Source organism: Mycobacterium sp. MMS18-G62, assembly GCF_053877835.1.
Map to the genome: position 1 here is coordinate 5,868,546 of NZ_CM132662.1, position 24,659 is coordinate 5,893,204.

Annotated in this window: 27 protein-coding genes; 7 read left to right on the forward strand and 20 right to left on the reverse strand. The window is 63.7% G+C overall.

The window, feature by feature from the left end; genetic code table 11:
- Positions 1 to 57 precede the first annotated feature (57 nt).
- From ACWW36_RS29290 to ACWW36_RS29305, 4 genes are read right to left on the reverse strand one after another with little or no spacing between them, the layout of a single operon-like run.
- Entirely contained in the window at positions 58 to 1,506 is a 1,449-nt protein-coding gene (locus tag ACWW36_RS29290) for an aldehyde dehydrogenase family protein (protein WP_456139398.1), read from the reverse strand.
- Positions 1,503 to 2,309 (reverse strand): carboxymuconolactone decarboxylase family protein, encoded by an 807-nt coding sequence (locus tag ACWW36_RS29295; RefSeq protein WP_456139399.1) that lies wholly within the window; start codon positions 2,307 to 2,309, stop codon positions 1,503 to 1,505. The genes ACWW36_RS29290 and ACWW36_RS29295 overlap by 4 nt, the downstream gene beginning before the upstream one ends.
- Positions 2,306 to 3,109, reverse strand: a complete 804-nt coding sequence (locus tag ACWW36_RS29300) for a mycofactocin-coupled SDR family oxidoreductase (RefSeq protein ID WP_456139400.1) — start codon at positions 3,107 to 3,109, stop codon at positions 2,306 to 2,308. The genes ACWW36_RS29295 and ACWW36_RS29300 overlap by 4 nt, the downstream gene beginning before the upstream one ends.
- On the reverse strand, positions 3,106 to 3,936 hold the full coding sequence (locus tag ACWW36_RS29305) for a mycofactocin-coupled SDR family oxidoreductase (RefSeq protein ID WP_456139401.1): 831 nt from the start codon (positions 3,934 to 3,936) through the stop codon (positions 3,106 to 3,108). Before ACWW36_RS29305 ends, ACWW36_RS29300 begins: the two co-directional genes overlap by 4 nt.
- A gap of 74 nt (positions 3,937 to 4,010) precedes the next feature.
- Here ACWW36_RS29305 and ACWW36_RS29310 point away from each other — a divergent pair, with 74 nt between their 5' ends.
- Positions 4,011 to 4,610 carry a TetR family transcriptional regulator gene (locus ACWW36_RS29310; RefSeq protein WP_456139402.1) on the forward strand — a complete coding sequence of 200 codons (600 nt, stop codon included), beginning with the start codon at positions 4,011 to 4,013 and terminating at the stop codon, positions 4,608 to 4,610.
- Positions 4,611 to 4,711: 101 nt separating this feature from the next.
- Here the strand turns inward: ACWW36_RS29310 and ACWW36_RS29315 are convergent, their stop codons facing one another.
- Positions 4,712 to 5,467: an SDR family NAD(P)-dependent oxidoreductase gene (locus tag ACWW36_RS29315; protein WP_456139403.1), complete on the reverse strand. Its 756-nt coding sequence runs from the start codon at positions 5,465 to 5,467 to the stop codon at positions 4,712 to 4,714.
- 84 nt (positions 5,468 to 5,551) lie between these two features.
- Here ACWW36_RS29315 and ACWW36_RS29320 point away from each other — a divergent pair, with 84 nt between their 5' ends.
- Genes ACWW36_RS29320 through ACWW36_RS29340 form a run of 5 tightly spaced genes read left to right on the forward strand, consistent with a single transcriptional unit; the run spans position 5,552 to position 10,507 of the window.
- Positions 5,552 to 6,184: a TetR/AcrR family transcriptional regulator gene (locus ACWW36_RS29320; protein ID WP_456142676.1), complete on the forward strand. Its 633-nt coding sequence runs from the start codon at positions 5,552 to 5,554 to the stop codon at positions 6,182 to 6,184.
- A gap of 12 nt (positions 6,185 to 6,196) precedes the next feature.
- On the forward strand, positions 6,197 to 7,207 hold the full coding sequence (locus ACWW36_RS29325; RefSeq protein WP_456139404.1) for a zinc-dependent alcohol dehydrogenase: 1,011 nt from the start codon (positions 6,197 to 6,199) through the stop codon (positions 7,205 to 7,207).
- 12 nt (positions 7,208 to 7,219) lie between these two features.
- On the forward strand, positions 7,220 to 8,521 hold the full coding sequence (locus tag ACWW36_RS29330) for an acyl-CoA dehydrogenase family protein (RefSeq protein ID WP_456139405.1): 1,302 nt from the start codon (positions 7,220 to 7,222) through the stop codon (positions 8,519 to 8,521).
- Positions 8,522 to 8,556: 35 nt separating this feature from the next.
- Positions 8,557 to 9,540, forward strand: coding sequence for a phosphotransferase family protein (locus ACWW36_RS29335; RefSeq protein WP_456142677.1), 984 nt, complete (start codon positions 8,557 to 8,559; stop codon positions 9,538 to 9,540).
- 1 nt (position 9,541) lies between these two features.
- Positions 9,542 to 10,507: an NADPH:quinone oxidoreductase family protein gene (locus tag ACWW36_RS29340; protein ID WP_456139406.1), complete on the forward strand. Its 966-nt coding sequence runs from the start codon at positions 9,542 to 9,544 to the stop codon at positions 10,505 to 10,507.
- 15 nt (positions 10,508 to 10,522) lie between these two features.
- Here the strand turns inward: ACWW36_RS29340 and ACWW36_RS29345 are convergent, their stop codons facing one another.
- From ACWW36_RS29345 to ACWW36_RS29380, 8 genes are all read right to left on the reverse strand, one after another.
- Positions 10,523 to 11,023: a hypothetical protein gene (locus tag ACWW36_RS29345; RefSeq protein ID WP_456139407.1), complete on the reverse strand. Its 501-nt coding sequence runs from the start codon at positions 11,021 to 11,023 to the stop codon at positions 10,523 to 10,525.
- Positions 11,020 to 11,661, reverse strand: a complete 642-nt coding sequence (locus tag ACWW36_RS29350; RefSeq protein ID WP_456142678.1) for a TetR/AcrR family transcriptional regulator — start codon at positions 11,659 to 11,661, stop codon at positions 11,020 to 11,022. Before ACWW36_RS29350 ends, ACWW36_RS29345 begins: the two co-directional genes overlap by 4 nt.
- Before the next feature lie 137 nt (positions 11,662 to 11,798).
- Positions 11,799 to 13,001, reverse strand: coding sequence for a cytochrome P450 (locus tag ACWW36_RS29355; protein ID WP_456139408.1), 1,203 nt, complete (start codon positions 12,999 to 13,001; stop codon positions 11,799 to 11,801).
- Entirely contained in the window at positions 12,991 to 13,557 is a 567-nt protein-coding gene (locus ACWW36_RS29360) for a carboxymuconolactone decarboxylase family protein (protein WP_456139409.1), read from the reverse strand. The genes ACWW36_RS29355 and ACWW36_RS29360 overlap by 11 nt, the downstream gene beginning before the upstream one ends.
- Positions 13,554 to 14,423: a TIGR03619 family F420-dependent LLM class oxidoreductase gene (locus tag ACWW36_RS29365; protein ID WP_456139410.1), complete on the reverse strand. Its 870-nt coding sequence runs from the start codon at positions 14,421 to 14,423 to the stop codon at positions 13,554 to 13,556. Before ACWW36_RS29365 ends, ACWW36_RS29360 begins: the two co-directional genes overlap by 4 nt.
- Positions 14,420 to 15,250: a TauD/TfdA dioxygenase family protein gene (locus ACWW36_RS29370; RefSeq protein WP_456139411.1), complete on the reverse strand. Its 831-nt coding sequence runs from the start codon at positions 15,248 to 15,250 to the stop codon at positions 14,420 to 14,422. Before ACWW36_RS29370 ends, ACWW36_RS29365 begins: the two co-directional genes overlap by 4 nt.
- A 5-nt stretch (positions 15,251 to 15,255) precedes the next feature.
- A complete protein-coding gene (locus ACWW36_RS29375; RefSeq protein ID WP_456139412.1) occupies positions 15,256 to 15,579 on the reverse strand; it encodes a hypothetical protein in 324 nt (107 codons plus the stop codon).
- Entirely contained in the window at positions 15,576 to 16,850 is a 1,275-nt protein-coding gene (locus ACWW36_RS29380; protein WP_456139413.1) for an aromatic ring-hydroxylating oxygenase subunit alpha, read from the reverse strand. The genes ACWW36_RS29375 and ACWW36_RS29380 overlap by 4 nt, the downstream gene beginning before the upstream one ends.
- Before the next feature lie 89 nt (positions 16,851 to 16,939).
- Here ACWW36_RS29380 and ACWW36_RS29385 point away from each other — a divergent pair, with 89 nt between their 5' ends.
- Positions 16,940 to 17,857, forward strand: coding sequence for a LysR family transcriptional regulator (locus ACWW36_RS29385; protein ID WP_456139414.1), 918 nt, complete (start codon positions 16,940 to 16,942; stop codon positions 17,855 to 17,857).
- A 13-nt stretch (positions 17,858 to 17,870) separates the two neighbouring features.
- Here ACWW36_RS29385 and ACWW36_RS29390 read toward each other — a convergent pair whose 3' ends face one another.
- From ACWW36_RS29390 to ACWW36_RS29420, 7 genes are read right to left on the reverse strand one after another with little or no spacing between them, the layout of a single operon-like run.
- Positions 17,871 to 18,377 (reverse strand): nitroreductase/quinone reductase family protein, encoded by a 507-nt coding sequence (locus ACWW36_RS29390; RefSeq protein ID WP_456139415.1) that lies wholly within the window; start codon positions 18,375 to 18,377, stop codon positions 17,871 to 17,873.
- A 2-nt stretch (positions 18,378 to 18,379) separates the two neighbouring features.
- Complete coding sequence (locus ACWW36_RS29395) at positions 18,380 to 19,528, reverse strand: acyl-CoA dehydrogenase family protein (protein WP_456139416.1); 1,149 nt, start codon at positions 19,526 to 19,528, stop codon at positions 18,380 to 18,382.
- 7 nt (positions 19,529 to 19,535) lie between these two features.
- Complete coding sequence (locus ACWW36_RS29400; RefSeq protein ID WP_456139417.1) at positions 19,536 to 20,681, reverse strand: thiolase family protein; 1,146 nt, start codon at positions 20,679 to 20,681, stop codon at positions 19,536 to 19,538.
- Positions 20,674 to 21,486 carry an enoyl-CoA hydratase/isomerase family protein gene (locus ACWW36_RS29405; protein WP_456139418.1) on the reverse strand — a complete coding sequence of 271 codons (813 nt, stop codon included), beginning with the start codon at positions 21,484 to 21,486 and terminating at the stop codon, positions 20,674 to 20,676. Before ACWW36_RS29405 ends, ACWW36_RS29400 begins: the two co-directional genes overlap by 8 nt.
- Complete coding sequence (locus tag ACWW36_RS29410; protein WP_456139419.1) at positions 21,486 to 22,697, reverse strand: CaiB/BaiF CoA transferase family protein; 1,212 nt, start codon at positions 22,695 to 22,697, stop codon at positions 21,486 to 21,488. Before ACWW36_RS29410 ends, ACWW36_RS29405 begins: the two co-directional genes overlap by 1 nt.
- Positions 22,697 to 23,455 (reverse strand): SDR family NAD(P)-dependent oxidoreductase, encoded by a 759-nt coding sequence (locus tag ACWW36_RS29415; protein WP_456139420.1) that lies wholly within the window; start codon positions 23,453 to 23,455, stop codon positions 22,697 to 22,699. The genes ACWW36_RS29410 and ACWW36_RS29415 overlap by 1 nt, the downstream gene beginning before the upstream one ends.
- Complete coding sequence (locus tag ACWW36_RS29420) at positions 23,455 to 24,621, reverse strand: acyl-CoA dehydrogenase family protein (protein WP_456142679.1); 1,167 nt, start codon at positions 24,619 to 24,621, stop codon at positions 23,455 to 23,457. The genes ACWW36_RS29415 and ACWW36_RS29420 overlap by 1 nt, the downstream gene beginning before the upstream one ends.
- Positions 24,622 to 24,659 lie beyond the last annotated feature (38 nt).

A 24,659-nucleotide genomic window follows, 5' to 3' on the forward strand; every position in this document is an offset into this window, starting at 1 on the left:
CCATCTTCACCTGACGCCCATGTCGATGCTGTGCAGTTGCACAAATTCGTGCGGTCTTCACCGCATGCCGATGCGAATGTTCTTCACTTGAAGGAATTCGTGGAGCCCTTCGAGACCACCGGTGCGACCGAACCCGCTCTGCTTGTAGCCGCCGTATGGGCCTTGCGGTGAGATGTCGCTGAACGTGTTGATCCACACCGATCCGGCCTCGAGCTGGCGCGCGACCCGATGTGCCCGGCTCAAATCGTTGGTCTGGACAAATGCGTTCAAGCCGTATCGGGTGTCGTTGGCGATGCGCACCGCTTCGGCCTCGTCGCTGAACTTCATTACCGACACGACAGGTCCGAACGTCTCGGTTTGCGCCAGTGCGGACGCGTTGTCGACGACGGTGAACACCGTCGGCTCGACGTAGTAGCCGTCCGCCAGCTCACCACCAAGCCGCTTGCCGCCGACAACCAGTTCACCCGACCGCTGAGCCACCGCTTCGTCGATCACGCCGAGAATGCGGTCGGCTGCGGCCTGGCTCACCACAGGTCCGAACACCACCGCAGGGTCGAGCGGATCGCCGATCGTCGAGGCCTCGATAACCGCGACGAACTTCTCGAGGAACGCGTCGTACACCGGGTCCTGAACCAGCACGCGGCTGGCACACGCGCAGCTCTGCCCCGACTGCATAAGTGGGCCCTGATGCGCCGACAGCATCGCTGCGGCGCTGAGGTCCGCGTCGTCGAAAACGATGTTGGCCGACTTGCCGCCCAGTTCGGTGACCACCGGTGTCAGGTTGACCGCCGCTGAGGCAAGCACCTTGCGCGCGGTCGCATCTCCCCCGGTGAAGTGAATCTTGCGGACGCCAGGATGTCGCACCAAGGCGTCGCCGCCCTCCGGTCCGGCGGGGACCACGTTGACCAACCCCACCGGCAGCCCAACCTCGAGGCACAGTTCGCCGAAGCGCAACGCGGCCAGCGGCGCTACCTCGGATGGCTTCAGCACCACCGCATTTCCCGCGGCCAATGCTGGCGCCACACACGATCCGGTCACCACCAGCGATCCGTTCCACGGGGTGAGGACACCGACGACACCGTACGGCTCACGTTCGATCAAGTTGACGTCAAACGAGCCAGTCACCGGAGTCGAGATCCCGTGCGGTTTGTCGACGTAACCGGCGAAATGACGCAAGAACCGTTCCAGCAGAATTGCGTTGCCTGCGAAGGAGATTGGCACCGCATAGTCGTCCACGTTCAGATGGGCCAGATCGTCGAGGTTCTCGTGTACGGCATCGGCGAGGTCGAACAGCTGGTCGCGCCGCCGGTCGACGGTTCGCGACATCCATTCCCGATGCGCGTCCCACGCCGAGGCGACTGCGCGGTCGATCTCGTCGGGGCCTGCCAGCGGGATATGCGCGTTGGGTTGGCCGGTCGCCGGGTAGATGTGGGCGTACGTCCCGCCGGACGTTTCGGTGACCCGGTCGCCGCCGATCAGCAATCCGCCGGCCACTGTCGCTGTCACTGCGCCTCCTGACGCCACTCATCGAGCACGCGTTGCTTCTGTTCGCCGATCACCTGGTTGAGATGCGACGCCTTCGCCCATCCGTAGTAGGCGCCGAAATGCAAAGCCACTTCATCCATTTCGTCGAACGACACGTCGCGGCTCTTCAGCGCGGCGTAGACGTGACTCAGGATCGGGATCGGTGCATCCTGGAACGCCACGCACGCAACTGTGACCAGCCGTCGTTCCTTCATGCCCAGTCCGGGCCGCAGCCACATCTCGCCGAAGACGAAATTCAGAATGCCCGCACCGGAATACGGGTTGTCGCGGATCGGCGCGAAAGGGATGCAGTTGATGTCCCTGAACGACTGCTCGCCGGTCAATAGTCGCTCTTCCGGGTCGCTCGGTGTCACCAGCGGCAGCAGCGGTTCGGGCGGCGGCACCGTCTGCCCGCGCTCACGGTGGAGCCGGTCCCACTGCTCGTCGACGATGATGTTGAAACGGGATGCCTTCGGCCAGCCGCTGTACACCGCGAAATGCAGGACCGTTTCCCGCATTTCAACGATCGAGAGGTCATCGCTGTTCAAGGCTGCATAGACGTGGTCTCTCAGCGGTTCTTCCGCATCGGCGGCAGCCACGCACGGAAGCGTGATGAACCGCCGATCCCGCCTGCTCAGCCCCGGTCGTGTCCAGACCTCTCCGAACACGAAGTCGATCAGGCCGTTCTCCGTCGCCGGGCTGGAATCCTCGGGCGGCGCAACCGTCATCACTTCCGCGAACGCGCGCTTGCCGCGTTCGGAGCGTTCGGTGTCGACTGCTGTCATCGGATGGTGACCCCCGCGTCGACCTTGAACTCCAACCCCGTCACCATGCGCGACTCGTCGGACACCAGGAACAGCACGGCGTTGCTGATGTCGATCGCCTCCGCCATCACGGTCGGCAGGGCGTTGAGGAAGATTGGGATCAAATCCGGCCGCCCTTCGCCGAGAATCTGTTGCAGGTTCTCCGGCCGCATCCCCGTCTCGACACCGGTCGGATGGACGGTGTTGACCCGAATGTTTTGTGCGGCAAGCTCGTTGGCTAGAGCGTGGCTCAGCCCGACGACGCCGTGCTTGGACGCCGTGTACGGCAGGTGCAGTGGAGTGCCCTTCAGGCCCGCCGCCGAGCTGATGTTGACCAGGCTGCCACCGCTCTCCACGAGGTGTGGAATCGCTGCTGCGCAGGTGTTCCATGTGCCGATCAGGTTGACGTCCAACACGGTTCGCCACTGCGCCTGCGTCGTCTGGTCCCAGGTGCCCACGGTCAGCACACCGGCGTTGGCCACGGAGGCGTCCAACCCGCCCAGTTCGGCCACGCCGTCGTTGACCACCGTTGCCAAGGCGTCGGCGTCTCGCACATCAACAATGTGAGTGACCACCCGACCGCCGTGTTTCTCGGCCAGCCGAGCCGTCTCCGCCAGATCCTCGGGTGTTGCCAGCGGGTATTCCAGCTCCGGCAGCGACTCACAGATGTCGACAAGAATGAGGTCCGCGCCCTCCTCGGCGAGCCGCACCGCATGGCTGCGGCCCATCCCCCTGGCTGCGCCGGTGATCAGTACGCGCTTGCCGGCGACTCGACCGCTCATAATTTGTTGCAAAATCCGGCGTCGACGGGGAACGTGACACCGGTGACGTACTTGCCCGCGTCGGACACGAGATAGGCGATGGCCTCGCTGATGTCCTCGGGCTCCAACAACGCGACAGGCATCGGGTTCTGCAGGTGCGGGCCGCCGTCGGGATAGTTCTCCAAGAACGAGAGCATGGCGGGGTTGACGGCCATCATCGTGTTCACCGCTGTCGGGTGCACGGTGTTCACCCGGATGCTCTGTGGGGCAAGGGCATTGGCGAGAGTCCGCATCAGACCGACGATGCCGTGCTTGGACGCCGCATAGCCGAGCCCGCCTCCTTGCATCCCGCCGAAACCCCGCAACCCGGCGGTCGAGCTGGTGAAGACGATCGAGCCGCCCTGTCCCCCGGCGATGAGATGCGGAATCGCTGCCTTGGCGGTGTGAAATGCTCCGACGAGGTTCACGTTGAGGACGTCGGTCCACTGTTCGAGGTCCTCTTCGTCGGTTAACTCGCGAAACGCCATGGTCGCAATGCCGGCGTTCGCGAGGACGATATCCAGCCGGCCGAACTGCTCCACCCCGGAATCGAGTGCCGCCTTCAACGCGCGAAAGTCACGGACATCCGCGACCGAGGCGAGCATCTTGCCGCCCTTGGCCTCGACCAGCGCGACGGTTTCGTCGAGTTCTTCGCGAGACGCCATCGAATAGCCGTTGGATGGAATGTCCGCGCAGATGTCCACGCCGATGATGGCGGCGCCATCGGAGGCAAGCCGCACGGCGTGGCTCCTCCCCTGCCCGCGCGCGACGCCGGTGATGAAGGCGACCTTGCCGTCCAATGAGCCCATCGATCCTCGCTTCGTTGCGTTGAGTAACCGCGTTACAGTCGGTACAGTAACCTGGTTACTCACAAACGGCAAGGATGATTGCGGACGTGACTAGTGCTGAAGAATCCGGCGGCGAGGTGGAATCGCAGCGCGACCGGATCCTGGACATCGTCGTCGAGTTACTCGAAACCGAAGGCTACGACGCCGTGCAGTTACGCGAGGTCGCCCGGCGCGCCCGCACGTCACTGGCCACTATCTACAAGCGCTACGGCACCCGCGACGAGTTGATCCTCGCCGCTCTCGATTCCTGGATGGAGGAAAACCGCTACGCGGGCTTGACGAAGCCACACGACCCAGACGAGTCGCTGTATGTCGGGTTGATGCGCGTGCTGCGCACCATCTTCGAGCCGTGGGAGGACCACCCCGCGATGCTCAAGGCGTACTTCCGAGCGCGAACGGCCCCGGGCGGGCAGAAGCTGATCCGCCGCGGCTTCGATGCGGTGGTTCCGGCGGTGATGGAGGTGCTGGCCGAGGCCGACCCGGATTTCGTCCGCGACATGGATGCCATCGTGACCAACGTCGTGTATGGCCTTCTCGGCCGCTTCGCCGCCGGGGAGATCGAAATCACCGATATCGTGCCCAGCCTCGATCGGACCGTGCAGTATCTGACCACGAGCTACGAGCGCTCAGACTGACGACCGCAATTTACGGCGACTTGCGTACCGCTGTGGTGTTCTTGCGGCCGAATTTCCGCCATAGCGTTACGTAACGGGTCTGTCGGCGTTCGAGCTCGTCGTCAGGCGCCCAGCATCACCAGGCCGCCGTCGACGGCGATCAGCTGTCCGGTGATGAAGCGAGATCCCTTGCCGCACAAGAACACCAGCGTCGGTCCGAGATCGTCGACCGGATCTCCCAGCGCGCCGCCGAGTGGAATCGTCTTCTTGATTTCTTCGTCGATGAACTCCGCGGCCTCCGGTCCGAGGAACTCGCGCAGACGCTCAGCGCCCGGCGTCTGTACTGCCGGCGCCAATGCGATCGCCGAAATCTTCTCGGCCGCCCACGCCTTGGCGATCGATCTTGTCCACGCCGAGACCGCGCCCTTGGTCGCCGCGTACACCGCCGAGATCGGACTGCCCATCACCGCCTCGCCAGACCCGAAGTTGATGATGCGGCCGCCACCGCTCTTCCGCATGACCGCATACGCCGCCTGGTTGGTGAAGATCGTGGCCTTCAGGTTCGTGTCGACGAGGAAGTCGATGTCCTCGGCGGTGATCTGACCGGGGATCCCTGGCTGCCACAGGCCCGCGGCGTGCAACAGCACGTCGAGGCCACCGAGGCTGTCGGCGGCGCCGCTCACCATGTCGTCCACCGCCGCTGCGTCGCGGACATCGCACTGCATCCACGACACTCCCGCCAGTTCCGGCGGAGGTGTGTGGTGATACGTCGCGACGACGCCGGCGCCCGCCTCGCTCAGTACTTGAACCGCGGCCGCGCCGATGCCCGTCGCGCCGCCAGTGACCAGGATGCGCCTGCCATGCAAAGATTGCGTCATATGTAGATAGTTAGACAAACGTCAACTATATGCAAGACTCAATCTGGCTGTTACAGTGCGTCTGTGCCGAAGAACAACGGAGCTATGGTTGCTAACGGTAGTCAGCGCCGCGCTTCGTTTCAGCGTGCCCGCTCACATGAAACCAAGCGCGACCTCGTACAGGCCGCGATGGCGCTATGGCGCACCAACGGCTACGCGAAGACGACTGTCGCCGACATCTGCCGCGCAGCTGGCGTCTCGCGGGCGCTGTTCTACTTCTATTTCCCGGCCAAGGAAGACGTGCTTTTCGAAGTGGGCCTGTTGTCGACCCGCGCGGCTCAAAAGACCGTACGAGCGAAGCTGCAAACCGACTACGAAGTCGAGGCGGTTATCGCCGAGGCGCTGCGCAGCCTCGAACGCTCCATGGCGAAGAACCCTCGCGAATTGATCATCGAGACGATCCTGGAGGGCTACCGCCACGAGCACAGGATCCTTGCTGGTGAACTGGCTGACGACACCGACGCCGACATGTTCGGCGAGCTGTTCGCAAAGGCACAACAAGACGGCAAGCTCGGCGCGCACGTCGATGTCGACCACCTCTCCCACCTGGCCGGCATGCATGTCAGCGAGGGCGTCCGGCATTGGGCTGCAGGCAGTTACGGCAACCGCTCGTTCGCAGACGTCGTCACTCGCGATATCGCCGCCCTCGTAGCCGGTTTCAACCACGTCCATGCCTAAAGAAGCGCGCACATGAAGGTGTCGGTGGTGACTGCGCCCGGCGAGACACAGGTGGTCGATGCGCCGAAGCCGGCGGTCGGCGCGACGGACGTGCTCGTCAAGATCCGGGCATGCGGAATCTGCGGTACAGACTCGTTTTTCATCTCGATGGGCGGTATCCCCGGACACGACGGCGGCATGCCGTTGGGCCACGAACCGGCAGGCGAGGTCGTCGAGGTCGGTAGCGACGTCACCGGCGTCGCGGTAGGCGACCACGTCGTGATCAACCCCATGGCCGCACCCAGCGGGATCATCGGCAACGGCGGAGCCACCGGTGCGCTTTCGGAATACCTCCTGATCGAAAATGCAGTGCGCGGCAAGAGTTTAGAGGTCGTGCCCGACCACATCCCGTTCGAAGTGGCCGCCCTCAACGAACCGATGGCCGTTGCCCGCCACGGTGCGAACCGGTGCCGACCAACGCCGTCCGACAAGGTGGTGGTCTTCGGCGCGGGCCCAATTGGCCTCGGCGCCACCATCGCGTTCAAATCCCTCGGCGTCAGCCACGTCGTGGTCGCCGATTTGATCCCGGCGCGCCTGGAAAAGGCGCTCAAGGTTGGTGCCGACGCGGTGATCAACGCGGCCGAGGACGATGTCGCCAACCGGCTCCTCGAGCTGCATGGTGTTGGCGAGTCGATGTTTCCCGGCAAGGTGGGTAGCGATATCTATTTCGACGCCGCCGGAGCCCCGACGGTGATCAACACCGCGCTGGCGTGCGCCAAGCCTGGCGCACGGTTCGGGATCGTTGCCGTCCACAAACAGCCCGTGCCAGTCGACTTCGTGAACATCATGAGCAACGAGATCACGATCGTCGGCTCGATGGGGTATCCCGACGAGATCTTCGAAGTCACCAATGACTTGATCGCCAACTGGGAAAAATACGCGGTGATCGTCAGCCACACGGTCCCGTTCGACAACGTCAACGAGGCGCTGAAGACCGCCTCGACACCAGGCGCCGCCGACAAGGTCGTCGTCACCTTCAATTGAGAGGAGCCCCCGATGGCGTGGGATTTCGAGACCGATCCCGAGTACCAGGAGTTACTGGATTGGGCGGACGAGTTCGTCCGTGAAGAGGTCGAGCCGCTCGACCTGGCGTTTCCACACCTGCAGTTCGTCCCGCTGGATGACAAGCGCCGCAAGGTAATCGACCCACTCAAGGAAGAGGTACGCCGCAAGGGTCTATGGGCCACTCACCTCGGACCCGAGATGGGCGGGCAGGGATACGGCCAGCTCAAGCTCGCGTTGCTGAACGAGATCCTGGGCCGCTCGCAGTGGGCCCCGATCGTTTTCGGCTGCCAGGCGCCGGACACCGGCAATGCCGAGATCATCGCGCACTACGGCACCGAGGAGCAGAAGAAGAAGTATCTTCATCCCCTGCTTGAAGGTGAGCTGTTCTCTTGCTATTCAATGACTGAACCACACGCAGGGGCAGATCCGACGCTGTTCAAGACCCGGGCCGAGCGCGACGGCGACGACTGGGTGATCAACGGTTGGAAGTTCTTCTCCTCCAACGCTAAAACGGCGTCGTTCCTGATCGTGATGGTGGTAACCAACCCCGATGTCAGCGCTTACCAGGGCATGTCGATGTTCCTGGTGCCGACCGACACGCCCGGCGTCAACATCGTCAGAAACGTCGGCCTGTACGGCGAGCGTGACAACGAGGGTTCCCACGCGTTGATCCACTACGACAATGTGCGCGTGCCCGCCGAGGCGCTACTGGGTGGTGAGGGTCAGGCGTTCGTCATCGCACAGACCCGGCTGGGCGGCGGCCGCATTCACCACGCGATGCGCACGATCGGGTTGGCGCGCAAGGCACTCGACATGATGTGCGAGCGTGCCCTGAGCCGCGAAACCCAGGGCAGCAAGCTCTCGGACAAGCAGTTTATCCAGGGCTACATCGCCGATTCCTATGCGCAGCTGCTCCAGTTCCGGCTGATGGTGCTCTACACCGCGTGGGAGATCGACAAGTACAACGACTACAAGAAGGTGCGCAAAGATATCGCCACGGTCAAGGTCGTCATGCCGACGGTGCTGCACGATATCGCCTGGCGGGCAATGCAAGTGCACGGTGCTCTTGGGGTGACAAATGAGATGCCCTTCATGGGCATGGTCACCGGCGCCGCGGTGATGGGACTCGCCGACGGCCCGACCGAAGTGCACAAGACGACGGTCGCCAAACAGGTCTTGCGAGCCTACCAAGCCACCGACGACACATGGCCCACGGAATGGACCCCTCGCAAGCGGGAGGCCGCCCGGGCAAAGTATGCCGACTATCTGGAGAACGAGGTGGGGAATCTGTGAGCGACGAAATCGACGTTGCGCGCCTTGCTGATTGGATGGATGAGGCCGCGTTGCCCGGCAAGGGTGAGCCGCTCGATGCGCGGTTCCTGTCCGGCGGAACGCAGAACGTCATATACGAGCTGCGCCGCGACGACGAGCGCTGCGTGTTGCGTATGCCGCCACCGGACGCTCCCCCCGACCGCGACAAAGGCATCCTGCGCGAGTGGCGAATCATCGAGGCGCTCGACGGCACCGAGGTACCGCACACCAAAGCGGTCGGCGTGTGCCCCGATCCCTCGGTGCTCGGGCGTCCGTTCTACCTGATGGGTTTCGTCGACGGCTGGTCACCCATGGATCAGCACGGTAAGTGGCCCGAGCCGTTCAACACCGATCTCAGCACCCGCCCGGGGCTGAGTTATCAGCTGGCAGAAGGCATTGCGTTGCTGTCGAAGGTCGACTGGCAGGCAAAGGGACTGCAGGATCTCGGTCGCCCGGACGGTTTCCACGAGCGTCAGGTCGACCGGTGGATCGGCTTCCTCGAGCGGATCAAGAAGCGTGAAATCCCGGGTCTCGAGGTGGCCACCAACTGGCTGCGCACCCACAAGCCACTGGACTTCATTCCGGGCCTGATGCATGGCGACTACCAGTTCGCCAATGTGATGTACCGGCACGGCGCCCCAGCCCAATTGGCGGCCATCGTCGACTGGGAGATGGGAACGGTCGGCGACCCAAAGCTGGATCTGGGCTGGATGGTGCAGAGCTGGCCGACGGACGCCGACGGCTCCAGCGAGATCAGCTACGTCGACATGCGCGGCATGCCGACGCGCGACGAGGTCGTCGCGCACTATGCCGACGTATCGGGTAGGCAAGTTGACGATCTGGACTACTACTTGGTGCTCGCGAAGTGGAAGTTGGCGATCGTGTTGGAGCAGGGCTTCCAGCGAGCGGGCAACAATCCGAAGCTGCTCGCCTACGGGCCGATCATCCTTGATTTGATGCGCTCGGCGGCCGAGCTGGCCGAATCCACTGACTACCGCTGACATGCGTGCCGCGGTCTGCCCGGGATACGGGCCGCCGGACGTCGTCCGCATCGAGGAACAGCCGTCACCGACCGTCGCGCCGGGACACGTCCGGGTAAAGGTCGGTGCGGCCGCGGTGAACTTTCCCGACGTGCTGCTGATCGCCAACGAGTATCAGATCAGCGTGCCGCCGCCGTTCGTGCCGGGCAGCGAGTTCGCCGGCACGATCGTCGAGACCGGCGACAGCACAGAAGGTTTCGCGGTTGGTGACCGAATCACCGGCACCGGAATGTATGGAGCATTCGCCGAAGAGGTCGCGGTACCCGTCGCGGGACTTTCGCGGATAACCGACGGCGTCGACGACCACACCGCCGCAGCATTCGGCGTCGCGTATCGGACGTCATATCACGCGCTGCGGTCGATGGCCCGCATCCAGGAAGGCGACGAGGTGATCGTGCTCGGCGCCGGCGGGGGCGTCGGCCTGGCCGGGGTCCAGCTTGGCGTGCAGCTCGGCGCCTCGGTGACCGCTGTCGCGTCGTCATCCGAAAAGCTCGATGTGGCAGCAGGTTACGGTGCCAAACGCCTGGTCAACTACAAGACGGGTGACCTTCGGAGCGCACTGAAGGAAGTCGTGCCCGGCGGCGCCGACGCGGTGATCGACCCCGTCGGTGGCGAGCTCTCCGAACCTGCATTGCGGTCGCTGGGCCGCGGCGGCCGATTCGTCACAGTCGGATTCGCCTCCGGCGTCATCCCCCGCATCCCGCTCAATCTGGTGCTCGTCAAGGGGGTACACGTTCTCGGTTTTCAATTCCAGGACGTGCCGCCCGATGAATTCGCCCGCAATGAGCGCGAATTGCGTGAGCACCTCGTCAGCGGCCGGGTGCTACCTCATATCGGCGCGGTGTATCCATTGGCCGAAACGGTGGCGGCGCTCAAGCATGTCGCCGAGGGGCGCGCCATCGGCAAGGTCTTGATCGACCTCACCTAACTCCCGCGAGCTGGGTCAGCTGGCCGGGATCAAGTCCGCGGCGACCGACGCCATCATGCCGCAGCGGAACGTCTCAGTGTTGCCGACAGCAGCCTCCGCGTCGTTGGCCGCGGCGAGCGCCTGAGCCTTGAAAGCCCGTGCGGCCGCGCTCAATCGGTGTTGTACCGAATCCACGCTGTCATCGAGCTCTGCGGGCAGGCTGTCGCCCCACAGCGTCACCTCAGTTGCGCCCTGATCGAGCGCGTTGATGACATGCGCGCGGACCCGGGCATCCACCGCGAAAAGATCGCCGGCGACCGCGACGGTCTGCGGATGTGGACGGTCCTCCCACGACGCCAGCACCGATTCCAGATCGCGCACCTCGGCACCGAGGATCTCGAGAGGCCGGACATCTTCGTCGCCGCCGATCAGGACCGTGACGTCCCAGCCGGCCATCACCCGGTCATAAACCCAGCCGCCTGCGAACCGCACCGCGTCGAGCACGGTGGGGGCCACGACGTCGAGCCGGTACCTCATGTCGAGCTCCGCGGCTCGATCTCGCGTCCCAGCGACTCCGCGTACCCCTTGAACACCTCGGTCAGCGGTATTGAAGGATCGAGCAACCATAAGGTCTCCATTCCGTTGATGAAGGCGAGGATCTCCACAGCCTTGTTGGCCGCGTCGAAGTCTGTGCGGTACAGCCCTGATCGCTGACCGCGCTCGATGATGTCGGTGATGATGTCGATCGCGTCGCGGTATCGCTTGTGGAGGCGGTCGTGTAGCGGGGCGTCCGGCGCGATGTTCTCGACAAGCAGCACCGTGAACGTGCCGATGAGCTCCGGGGCGCGTTCGAACCGCTCGGGGACCCGGCTCAGTTCCGTGATGAGATCGCCGCCTCGGTAATTTGCGTGGGCGTCGTCATCGGCGTCGCGGGCGTCGAGGACCGCGTTGAGCAGTTGCTCCTTCGATTCGAAGTGATGCAGCAGGCCGGCCGGTGTGACGCCGGCTTCCTTCGCGATCTGGGCCAGGGAGGTGTTGCGCCAGCCGTTGCGGGCCAGCAATCTCTCGGCGACGGCCATGATCCGCTGCCTGCGGTCCTCGCCCTTGGCGAGGAGCGTGGCGTAAGGCCTGTGATGAGCGCCGGCGTGAAGGGCCGATGCGTCAGGGCCTGACACCGATGTCACGAAACTCCTTCGTCCAACCAACCTAGTGAACACACAGTAGGTAGGTTTGCGGGCTGTGACAAGGGTCTCAGCGGAAAAAGGTTCCGTTCGCCGTCACGCCGCAGGTCAGCGGGCTTGCCAGCCATCGATCAGACCCGTGCGGGCATGCTGTCCCAGCCTCGTACAGCTGATGAGGACGAGAAGATTGCGTCGTCGAGGTCGATGTTCCACTCCGGAAAACGATTCATGATCTCGTCCAGTGCGATGCGCCCCTCGATGCGGGCCAGCGCGTTACCCAGGCAGTAGTGGGCACCCACGCCGAAGGTCAGGTGTTGGCGCGGTGCACGGGTGACGTCGAACGTTTCGGCATCGTCTCCGAAGCGCCTTTCGTCTCGGTTGGCCGCTCCGATCAGCGTCAGGATTGCGCTGCCCGCCGGCACGGTCGTGCCGTGGAACTCGACATCGCGGGTCACGTAACGCGCGGCTTGGAGCGCGGGTGGTTCGAATCTGAGGATCTCTTCGATGGCCCCGGGTAAGAGGGACCGATCGTCGACCAACAGCTTGCGCTGATCGGGATGTTCTGACAGCAGCTTGCCCGACCACCCGATCAAGCGCGTGGTGGTCTCTGCGCCCGCCACGGCGACGACGTTCATGAACATCAAGAGTTCTTCGCGCCGCAGCTTTCTGGTGGCGCCGGTTTCGTCGGTGAACTCGGCGTTGAGAAGTTCGGTGGTGAGGTCGTCACCGGGGTGGTCGACGCGCCAGTCGATGAAGTCCGCGAAGATCTGGCCGTCGCTCAGTGCGCCGTCCGCGTTGTCGGTCATCTGCCCGCCGCGCTCGGTGCGGACATGCCGGTCACCGTCTTCTTGGACGCGCCGTTGGTAGTCCTCGGGAATTCCGAACAGCATGCCCACGACGCGCAGCGGCATGATCGAGCCGAGATCCCTGACGAAATCGAAACGCCCGCTGCCGACGACGGCGTCCAAACACTTCTGGGTGAACTCGCGGATCATCGGTTCGAGCGCGTTGATCTTGCGAAGCGTGAATGCGCGCGCGAGCAGGTTGCGATGGATGTCGTGGATCGGAGGATCCTCGAAGATCAGCAATCCCGGAGGTATCTCCATGCCCGACTTGATGATCTCCAGAACGACGCCACGGGCGGAGCTGAAAGTTTGGTGGTCGACGAGTGCACGGTTGACGTCCTCGAACCGGCTCAGCGCGTAGAAGTCGTGCACGTCGTTGTAGTACACAGGTGCTTCGTCGCGGATCCGCCTGAACATCGGATACGGGTCGGCGTTGAGCTCGGCATGCCACGGGTCGTAATAGAGCTTATCGGTCGCGCTAGTCGTCATGAACGAGCCCCCAGGTATCACATGCCATCGCCAACATCGCATACGTGCCCACAATGAAGATGAGCTCCATCGCCTGATGCGTGCCCAGTTCCGCCACGAGCCGTTGCCACGTCGCCGGTTGAGCGCGACCTTCGGCAAGGAGTTCGTCGGTCGCCTCGAGCACTAACCGGTCCGCGCCGCCGAAATCGCTGTTGCCTCGGGCAAGACCCGCAATGTCGTCCTCCGGCACACCGCCGGCGGTCGCGACCTTGACGTGCTCGCCCCAGAAAAACGTGGACCGTCGAGTGTGAGCAAGCCGCAGAATCGCCAATTCCCGCAGCCGTAGCGGAAGTTCGCTGCGCTGCAATAGAAAGGCGTTGTACGCCAAGAAGACTCGGGCCATTTCTGGATGACGTGCCAGCACACCGAGGATGTCGAAATTCAGCGGATCTCTTGCGTCACCCGAGCCGGCGCGTGGGATGTCGTCACCCGGTATACCGAACAGCGCGCCGACGGCGGCATAGGCGTCGTCTGTCCATTCATCCGCGGACAGGGGCCTCAGAAGCGGATCAGTCATGCGCTCCGCCCTCCGATGGGACTATGCAGTTCCGCGAGGGCGTGGAGCTGCTCGAGATAATGCTCCAGCGAGCGATGAACGAAACGGGCGGACAATGTCGTCGTACCACCGGCGGCCATCGTCTCCAGCGTTTCCTTCGTCTCCCCCGGCTCACTCATCGGGTCCAGCGGCTTGTCGGCGGGCATCACCACCTCGAAACCGGGCGGGACGTCAAACGCTTTCAGCCACTCGGCAGCGGTCTCGATGGAGACGGAGAACGGGCTCCATCCGTCGGCCAGCGTCACCGCCCTTCGCAGCGAGCGTTTGGTCCGGCCACCGATCCAGATCGGCATGTGTGGCTGCAACGCGCAAGGATCGACGACCAAGCCGCCGAACGAATAGAACTCCCCGTCGTATGTCGGCTCATTACTCGGCAGCGCTGCCCGCACCGCCCGCAACGCGTCGTCGCCGCGGGCTCCACGGTCTTCGAAGGGTGCGCCGAGAAGGTCGAACTCCTCCTTCAGCGAGCCGACGCCGACGCCGAGAATCACTCGGCCGTTGGTGACATGATCGAGTGTGCCGTAACGCTTTACGATCGCGAGCGGGTGGTGATATCCGAGCACCAGCGTCATGGTGGCGAACCGGATCTGTTGGGTGCGAGCCGCCGCATAGCCGAAGGTGGCAAGCGGATCCCAGTAGCGGGCGCCACGCCGCGCGGTTTCGCCCGCCGGCAGGCCGATGTGCTCACTGCACGTCATATGGTGATAGCCAAGGCGATCGGCCGTCTCGGCGACACGGCCGATGTCCTCGATTGTGCCGTCCTTCTCCCACTCCAGGGGAGCCCCGCCGACGTTGGTGACGACGGGTGTCGCGATGCCGAGCTTCACTGCAGGGGCTCTTCGCCGGCCAGGATGGTGCGGTGCATAAGCCGCCCACTGTCGGCCGGATACGGCAGCGCCCGATGCATCGTGCCGGTGTTGTCCCAGATGATCAGGTCGCCGAGTTGCCACTCATGCCGATACACATATTGCGGCTGGGTGGCCCAATCACGAAGCCGCGCAAGCAGTGCCCGGCTCTCTTCCACGGGCAGTCCGACGACGTAATCGGCGGTCGCGCCGAGCAGTAGCGACTTGCGCCCTGATTGGTGCGTCCACACGATCGGGCAGGCCTTCGTCGGTGACTTCTGCCAGAAGGCGATCTCGTCGTAGCTCATCTCCGGCGTCACGTAGTACTGCGATCGCTCGGCACTATGCACGACGCGCAGATCCGCGATGAGGTCTTTGTCGGCCTGCGGAAGGTCGTCGTAAGCCGCATAGGTGTTGCAGAACTCGGTCTCTCCCCCGGTCTCGGAGAGCTTGATGGCCCGAAGCAGAGTCGCGAGGTTCGGGTACGGCTGCAGCGAGCCGTCGAAATGCCAGAACATCGATCCCTTCAAGTATTCGGCTCGCTGGTTCACGTTCTTGTCGAGCGAGATCTTGTAGATGCCGCCCTCCCCCTCGTTCTGCACGATGTTGCCGAGGGTCTTGGCGATGACGACTTGCTGCTCGTCGGTGATGTCCAGGCCGCGGAAGAAGACCACGCCACGCTGCTCGAGCGTCGCACGGATGTTTCGGGCCTCGTTGCCGTTGAGCAGCGTGTCGAGATCGGTCCGAATCTCACTGCCGATTCTCGGTGTGAGGTCGATGATTTCCAGCTGCGCGGAAGTAAGTCCCATGCGGATCAGCTCACTCTCGTAAGGATGGTGTTGGCCGAATGCTTCACACGCGGTTGCTTCCACAGCTCGACCGCCAACGAGACCGTGATCAGCGAGTAGAGCAGGTTGCGCAGGTTTGCGACGTCGTCAGGCGGCGGCTCTGAGTAGTCGAATTTGTCGATGTAGGCGACGGCTTCCTCGGCGTGGGGAAACACCTCGTCGTAGAACGCCCGGATCTCGTCCATGGAACTGTTCACGCGCTTCACGTAGCGCTCGTGTCCATCCTCGATCGCCCATTCGGGGACCAAGTGTTCGAGTTGTGAGAACTCAGGTGGCAGAAGCGCTTTCATCGGCCGGCCTCGCCAGCGTGGACATAGTCGGCGACCGTCTTGTGCAGATGACGCAGCAGGATCTCCTCGTCGTTCATCGTGAAGTGCGTGAGCGCGCCGCTATTCAGCATCGCTTGCAAGCCTTCGGACGGGCTGGCGTCTTCCAAGATGATGTCGTTGAGAAACGTCACGGTCAGCTCTTGGCCCAGCCGTTCCTTGTGTGACTTCGGCGGCTGGTAGTACATCTCAGTTTCGAAGATGTGCGAATGCGGACCGGTCGGCCAGTGGGTGTGGACCGTAAAGCCCGACGCACCGAAGATCAGTACGAAGTTCGGGAAGAACTGGAATGAATCGAAGCCGTACTTCTCCGACCGGGTGGGGTTGATTCCCGGTGGCATCGTGTCGCGATCGATCCGCTTGTTCCAGGGCCCTGCTGCACTGGCCTCCATCACGCACTCGATTGGTTTGGAGTACGGCGTCTTCTGCGAGGGCTCGCCCGAGAACGAGAACATGCGATGCGGGCCGTTGAGTTGGTAGGCCAAGGCATCGGTGAACGGGTTCGGTTTGTCCAGCGCCTCCTTGGCCTCAGCGGTGAGGTTGCCGAAGGAGGACGCGTGCAAATACGGTCCGTGATAGCTCTCTGCGAAGCCGTCGAGGAAGATCTTCCAGTTGCACTGCAATTCGGTCTTGAACCGGTAGACCTGGTGTGGTCCCGCAAAGGGATAGCCCTCGATGCCGTGCGCCAGCGGGCCGAGGAAGGACCGCAGCGGCTCGGTGTTGTGTGGGTTGAGATTGATGAAGATGAAGCCTTCCCACACTTCGCATTGAATGGCGGGCACCCTGCAACTGTCGGCGTCGAAGTCGAGCAGCAGATCCTTGCGGGTGGCCGAATGCAACGTCCCATCTAGCTTGTACCGCCAACCGTGGAACCGGCAGTACAGCAGCGGCGCGCGACCCTGCACCTCTTGGAAGGGGTCGTCCTCCCACAACATCTTGTTGCCGCGATGCGGGCAGATATTGTGGAACGCGCGGATCACGTCATCCTTGCCCCGCACGATGATGATCGAGGTGTTGAGGAATTGCAGCTCGCGGGTGAAGTAACTGCCCGACTTCGGCACGCGTTCGACCCGGCCCATGTAGAGCCAGGTCTTCTTGAAGACGTGCTCGCGTTCCTTCTCGTAGAACTCGGGCGAGACGCAGTCTTCCAGCGACACCGGACCACGGCCTAGTTCGGGATAAGCATCCGTCCAATGGCCGCTCGCTGGCTTAGTGACCAGGGCGTTTTGACTCATGAGGTCCTCCTCCGGGCCGACGGTACAACCGCTGAAATGGTCAAAACAGATGCAAAGCCGCAACACCCTGTTGCATATTTGGAACAGGTATGGAACAGAATCTGCCCTTTGACCTCGCTGCCTTGCTGGTATTCGGCAAGGTGGTGGAGACCCGGAGCCTGTCGAAAGCGGCGGCATTACTCGGAATGCCCAAGTCCACGGTCAGCCGCAAGCTCACGAAGCTCGAAGCCGATCTCGGCATCAAGCTGTTGCGCAAAAACACCCACCAGATCACCGTCACCGATCTCGGCGACAGGGTCTACCACCATGCGGTCAACATCCTGACCCAGGCCAACGAGGTCCGCGCGTTGGTGGAGGGCAGCAGGCAGGAGCCCCGGGGTGAGCTGCGAGTCGCGATACCGGTGTTCGTCGGGATCGACTACGCGTCAAGGGTCGGTGCCACCTTCCTGCAGCGCTATCCCCACTCGCAGTTAGACATTCGGCTCGTCGATGACATGGTGGACCCCATCAAGGACGGGTTCGATGTGGTGTTCGGGACGGGCCCGTTGCAGGATTCGACACTGATCGCGCGAAAGGTGTTCGACCTCGAGCTTTTCCTTTGCGCATCACCGGATTTCGTGGCACGGCTGGCGGAGCCGATCACCGACCCGGCGCAGTTGAACGGCTTACCCTTTATCGAGTTCGGCTTCCGGGGGCCGCACAAACTCAGCGTGACGAACGACAAGCGTCGATTCGACCTGTCGCCCCAGGTACGGGCACGGGCCAACAACTTTCAGGTATGCAAGCAGTACATCATGCAGGGGCTTGGCATCGGGCCGATGCCGACCCAGATCATCTGCACCGACGAGCTGCGAGAAGGCAGCATCGTGCCGGTACTACCGGAATGGAAACCGGATCCGCTGGAAGTGCACATGATCTATCCGTTCGAGCTTTCCTTCTCCACCCTGATCAGTGCGTTCTACGAGGCGGCGTGCGAGATCATCGTCGAGAACACAGCACGAACGTAGAGTGAGCGCCGGTCTACGAAGACTGTATGTCGGACTCGCTGAACACCTCGATGGGCGATACCGGCGTCATCATGATCACCGGAATGTGTCGTGTCGTTGATTTCTGATACTTGATGTAGGGCGGAAACGCACGCACCATGAAGTCCCAGACCTTGTGCCGCTCTTCGCCTTCGGGCTCACGCCAGGTCCCCCGGAAGGCTTGGGTGGCAATCTGGAAGTCAATCTCGGGGGCGGCCCTGAGGTTGAGATACCACTCGGGATGCTGATCGGCGCCACCCTTCGACGCGACGATCACAACCTCGCCACCGATATCGCCGTAAATCAGCGGAACGATTTGCGTCCTACCGGATTTGCGACCCTTCACTTTGATCAAGCAGTGCGTCGTGAATGAGTGGCCACCGACTTCGGTGATGTCAACGATGTGACCCTCTGCGCCGCCCGTTCGGAGATACGCATCACGATGCGCGGCCGCCCAGTCGCGGCGTTCTTGCCGAATGGCCGCTGCCGACTCATCGCTCATGCTCACAGGCCCAACGATTTCGCGATCATGACCTTCATCACCTCACTCGTACCCGCGTAGATACGCGCCACCCGCGCATCCGTGTAGAGCCGGGCGATGGGGTATTCCATCATGTAGCCGTAGCCGCCGAACAGCTGCAGGCACCGGTCCACCACCCGAGCCTGCATCTCGGTGCAGAACAGCTTTACCCGGGCGGCGTCGGCGCCCGTCAGCTCGCCCTCGACATGGAGAGTGACCGCGCGGTCCAGCATCGCCTGCGCAGCCTCGACCTCCGTCGAACACGCGGCGAGTTCGAACTTGGTGTTTTGGAATGACGCGACGGGCGTGCCGAATGCCTTGCGGTTCTTGGTGTAGTCGATTGCGGCATCGATGGCAGAGCGCGCCTGGGCGACGGAGCCTACCGCCACCGTCAGCCGTTCTTGGGCCAGGTTGTGGCCGAGGTAGCCGAATGCCTCGCCTTCCTCTCCCAGCTGGTTGGCCACCGGCACTCGCACATCTTGGAAGGACAGTTCCGCGGTGTCCTGCACCTTGCAGCCCATCTTGTCCAGCTCGCGACCGCGGGTGAATCCGGGCATACCGTCCTCGACCACCAGCAACGTCAGGCCGCGTCGACGATTGTCGGGATCGGTGGACGTGCGGGCCACGACGATCACGAGGTCGGCCTGCATGCCGCCGGTGATGAAAGTCTTTGCGCCGTTGACGATGTAGTCGTCGCCGTCGCGCACTGCAGTTGTGCGCATGCCGGCCAGGTCCGAACCGGTACCCGGCTCGGTCATCGCGATAGCGGTGAGCAGCTTGCCCGCCGCCAGCCCGGAAAACCAACGGTCACGCTGTTCGGCGTTCGCATAGTGCAGGAAGTACGGGAGGATCACCTCCAACTGGGTGCGCACCGTCGACAGCGTGACCAGCGCGCGGGCCGCCTCCTCCTGCATCACCACGTTGTAGCGATAGTCGACGATGCCCGCCCCGCCGTACTCCTCGGGAATCGCCATGCCCAGCATGCCGAGCGAGCCCATCTGTTCGAAGGCTTCGCGCGGCATCCTTCCGGCCTTCTCCCACATCGGATAGTCAGGAACGATCTCTTTTTCCACGAAGTCGCGACACAGCTCGCGGAACGCCTCGTGGTCCTCGGTGAACAGGTCGCGGCGCATAGATCTCCTAGTTGATGAGTTCGACCAAGGTGGCGTTGGCGGTGCCGCCGCCCTCGCACATGGTCTGCAGGCCGAAGCGAATTCCGTTGTCACGCATGTGATTCACCATGCGGGTCATCAGCACCGCGCCCGACGCGCCCAGTGGGTGGCCAAGCGCAATCGCCCCGCCAAGCGGGTTGAGTCGTTTCTCGTCGGCACCCGTTTCGGCCAGCCAGGCCAGCGGTACCGGGGCGAACGCCTCGTTGACCTCGAACACGCCGACCTCGTCCAGTGTGACGCCCGCCTTGTGCAGTACCTTCTCCGTCGCCGGAATCGGCCCGGTGAGCATGAGCACCGGGTCCGCCCCGGTGACCGCGCCGGCGCGGTAACGCGCGATTGGCCGCAGCCCCATGGCCACCGCGTTATCGGCGGCCATCACGAGCAGCGCGGCGGCGCCGTCGGAGATCTGCGACGAGTTCCCCGCGTGGATGACGCCGTCCTCCTTGAACGCGGGTTTGAGTCCGGCAAGCTTTTCGACGGTGGTCCCGCGCCGGATCCCCTCGTCGGCCACGACCGGTTCGCCGTCGGTGAACACCGGCATGATCTGCGTCTCGAATGCGCCGCTGTCCTGCGCCTTGGCGGCGAGCTCGTGTGACTGCGCGGAATACTCGTCGAGGCGCGTCCTCGAAAATCCCCACTTCTGCGCGATCAACTCCGCCGAGATGCCCTGATTGAACGAGAAATCGCCATAGCGGGCAAGGACTTTCGGCCCGTACGGCATGCCCGTGGACCGGGCAGAGCCGAGCGGCACTCGACTCATCACCTCGACGCCGCCTGCCACGACGACGTCCTGCTGACCCGACATGACGGCCTGCACAGCGAAGTCCAACGCCTGCTGGCTCGATCCGCACGCGCGGTTAATCGTGGTTCCGGGGATGCTCTCCGGCCAGCCTGCGGCCAGGACCGAGTACCGCCCGATGTTGCTCGACTGGTCACCGACTTGAGAAACGCATCCCCACACGACGTCGTCGACGATCTCGGGGTCGACGCCTGCGCGCTCCATCAGCGCGTTGAGGACGATGGCTGACAGGTCGGCGGCATGCATGTCGGACAGCCCGCCGTTGCGCTTTCCGACGGGCGTGCGCACCGCCTCGACGATTACGGTTTCACGCATCTTGTTTCTCCGATCTGGACAAGGCCCACCGTCCCGTGAACGCGGGCTCGCGCTTCTCGGCGAACGCCGCGTAGGCCTCGGTTGAGTCTGCGGTTGCGAAGTTACCCGGTTGAGCGCGTGCCTCGTTGCTCAACGCCTCGCGCAACGTCGTGTTGGCGCCGTCATTGAGCAGTGCCTTGCTCTGCGCGAGCGCGACTGGCGGACCGGCTGCGAGCCGCCCGGCCAGGTCGTCGACGAACCCGTCGATCTCCGCAGCCGGCTTGATCCATGTGACCAGGCCCAGCGACCGGGCCTCGTCGGCGTCGATCGTTTCGGCCAGCAGGACAAGCCGTTTGGCCTGCTGGAGGCCGACGAGCTTAGGCAACAGCCAGGATCCGCCAAGATCGACCGAAAGCCCGCGCTTCGAAAAGACCTGACAGAAGCGGGATTCGGGGGTCGCCACGACTAAGTCGCAGCCGAGCGCGAGGTTCCAGCCGGCGCCGACGGCAACACCCGACATCTTGGCGATCGTGGGGATGGTCAACTCATGTAGGGCCAGCGCGACGTCGGTGAGTCGCTGCAGTTTGTACCGTGGGTGGATGTCTTCCGGCGTGGAGATGTCCGCGCCCGAACAGAACGCTCCCCCAGCGCCGGTGACGACCAACGCCCGTACATCGCGGTCATCGGCGGCGCCCCTGAGCGCATCGCGCAGCTCCACCCACAGCTGCGCGTTGATGGCGTTCTTTACCTGCGGCCGGTTCAGCGTCAGCGTCCGGACGCCGTTGGAATCCGTCGACAGCAGCACGCGGGCATCGTTCGCGGTCATCAGGTGTACGCCGGACCAATCACGCCTCGTTGGTGAAGCACCGCGATCTCATCCTCGCTGAGACCGAACTCGCCCAGCACGGCGTCCGTGTGCTGGCCGAGCCCGGGAACTGCACCCATCGGCGGTTCGTATCCGGCGATCACCGGCGGTGGCAGTAACGCCTGGATCGGCCCCGCGGACGTCTGGACCTCGCGCCAGCGGTTGCGCGCGGTCAGCTGGGGATGCACGACGACCTCGCTCGGCACGTTGTACCGGGAGTTGCCGATACCCGCGGCGTCGGCCGTCTTCTGCACGTGGTCGAGATCGTGTTGTGCGCACCAGGCGCCGATCGCCTCGTCGAGCTCGGCACGGTTCGCGACGCGGTCCGCGTTGGTCCTGAACCGCGCATCGTCCGCCAAGTCGTTGCGCTGCAGTATTTCTCGTGCGAGGCGCTGCCATTCGCGGTCATTCGTCGTGCCGAGCACGACGATCTGGTCGTCGGCCGTGCGGTAGGCCCCATACGGCGCAACCGCAGGCGAACTCATGCCGAGCGGCTGCTGGTCGATGCCGGAGTGCTGGGTGTAGGTGAGCTGGTAACCCATCACGTCCATCATCGTGTCGAACAGGCTGACCGCCACGCTGTTGCCACCCGCGCTTCGGCCGGTGTCGCGTGAATACAGCAGTGCCATGATGGACAACGCCGAGTACATGCCGGTCGAGAAGTCGGCCACCGGCGGGCCCGGCTTGGCCGGCGCACCGGCTTGGCCGGTGACCGCGCACGTCCCTGATTCCGCTTGGATCAGCAGGTCGTAGGCGCGCTTATGCGACAGCGGTCCCCCCGGCCCATAGCCGTCGATCTCCACCGCGATCACATTCGGGTGGCGTGCCTCCATTTCGGCTGGAGTGATCCCAAGCCGGCCCGTCGACCCCGGTGCCAGATTCGACACCAGCACGTCGGCGCGGTCGAGCAACCGGTGCAGGATGTCCAGTCCCTCAGTGGTTTTCAGGTCGATGGTTACCGACTCCTTGTTGCGGTTACACCAAACAAAATGTGCCCCAAGGCCGTTGACGACGTCGTCGTAGTGGCGGGCGAAATCGCCACCGTTAGGGTGCTCCACCTTGATGATCCTGGCGCCGAAATCGGACAGGATCCGGGTGCAGATCGGCGCCGACACCGCCTGTTCGAGGGTGACAACCGTGATGCCGGACAGCGGCGCGTGCGCGTCGGGCATCACATCACCATGCCGCCGTCGACCGGCAGCACCTGCCCGGTGATGTACGACGCGGCATTGGACGCCATGAAAACGAATGCACCCGCGATCTCCGACGGTTCCGCCCAGCGCTTCATCGGAATGCGATTCATCATGTTGGCGGCGAATTTCTCGTTGGTGCGGATGGTTTCGGTCATCGGGGTGGCAGCGAGCGGCGCGAGCGCGTTGACGCAGATGTTCTTGGTGGCCAGTTCGCGCGCAAGCGATTTGGTGAAGCCGATGATGCCGGCCTTCGCGGCCGAATAGTTGACCTGACCGAGCGTTCCGGTGAGCCCGGCCGCCGACGTCACGTTGACGATGCGGCCAGTGCCGTCGGCCGGAATGTAAGGCAGCGCCGCCTGGGTGACGTTGAATGCGCCCATCACGTGGATGTCGAACAGCAGCCGGAACGACTCCTGGGTGGTCTTGTCGAACATCGACGGTTTGGTCACGCCCGCGTTGTTGATAACAATGTGCAGCGCACCATCGGCAAGTGCGGCCGTCTGAGCCGCTGCCGCATCGGCGGAACCTCGGTCGGACACGTCAAGAGCGGCGGACTCGGCGCGCCCACCCGACGCCGAAATGCGTTCGGCCACAGCGGCGGCGGCGTCCTTGTCAAGGTCGGTGACGAGCACGGCGGCGCCCGCGTCGGCCAGTGCCGCAGCCACCGCGGATCCGATTCCACCCGCGGCACCGGTGACCAGCGCGGAACGGCCGGTCAGGTCGAAGTAGTTCGTCATCAGTAGCTCCTCGGCATGCCTAGAACGTGCTCGCCAAGGAAATTGAGGATCATCTCCTGGCTGACCGGCGCGATCTTCATCAGACGGGACTCACGGAAGTAGCGCGACACGTGGTACTCCTCGGAGTACCCCATACCCCCATGCAGCTGCAATGCCCGGTCGGCAGCGCCGAAACCGGCGTCGGCACACAGGTACTTCGCGGTATTCGCTTCGCGCCCACACGGTTTGCCGTTGTCGTACAACCAGGTTGCCTTGCGCAGCACCAGCTCGGCGGCATCGAGCCGGGCCAGGGAGTCCGCCAGCGGGAACTGCAAACCCTGGTTCATCCCGATCGGCCGGTTGAACACGACGCGCTCGTTGCCGTACTTGACCGCCTTCTCCAGCGCGACCCGCCCGATGCCCAGCGCCTCGGCGGCTATCAGCATGCGCTCGGGATTCAGCCCGTCGAGGATGTATTTGAACCCCTTGCCCTCCTCGCCGACGCGGTCCTCGATCGGCACGACCAGGTCGTCGATGAACACCTCGTTTGAGCTGACGGCGTTGCGGCCCATCTTCTTGATCGGACGGATGTCGACGTGGTCTCGATTCAGGTCTGTGAGGAACAGCGTCATGCCGTCGGTCTTCTTGGTGACCTCGTCGTAGGGCGTCGTGCGGGTCAGAAGCAGGATCTTCTCCGACTCCAAGGCCTTGGAAATCCAGACCTTGCGTCCGTTGATGCGGTACGTGTCACCTTCTCGTTTGGCGAAGGTGGTGATGCGCGAAGTATCCAGTCCTGCACCGGGTTCCGTGACGCCGAAGCAGACGTGCAAGTCGCCGTTGACGATGCGGGGAAGGGTTCGCGCCTTGAGCTCTTCCGAACCGTGTTTGACCACCGGTTGCATTCCGAAGATCGACAGGTGGATGGCGCTAGCACCGTTCATCGCCGCCCCGGAGCGCGCGACCTCCTCGAGCAGCAGTGTCGCTTCGGTGATGCCGAGGCCGTGGCCGCCGTATTCCTCAGGGATGGTCATGCCGAGCCAGCCGCCCTTGGCGATGGCGTCGTAGAACTCCTGTGGAAATTCGTGTGCCAGGTCGCGCTCCATCCAGTAGTGGTCGTCGAACTTGCCTGCCAATTCGGCGACGGACTTGCGGATCAGCTCCTGATCCTCGGTCAGCTCGAAACTCATCCCGCCGGGCACAACTACTCTCCTCTGGTCACAAGCCA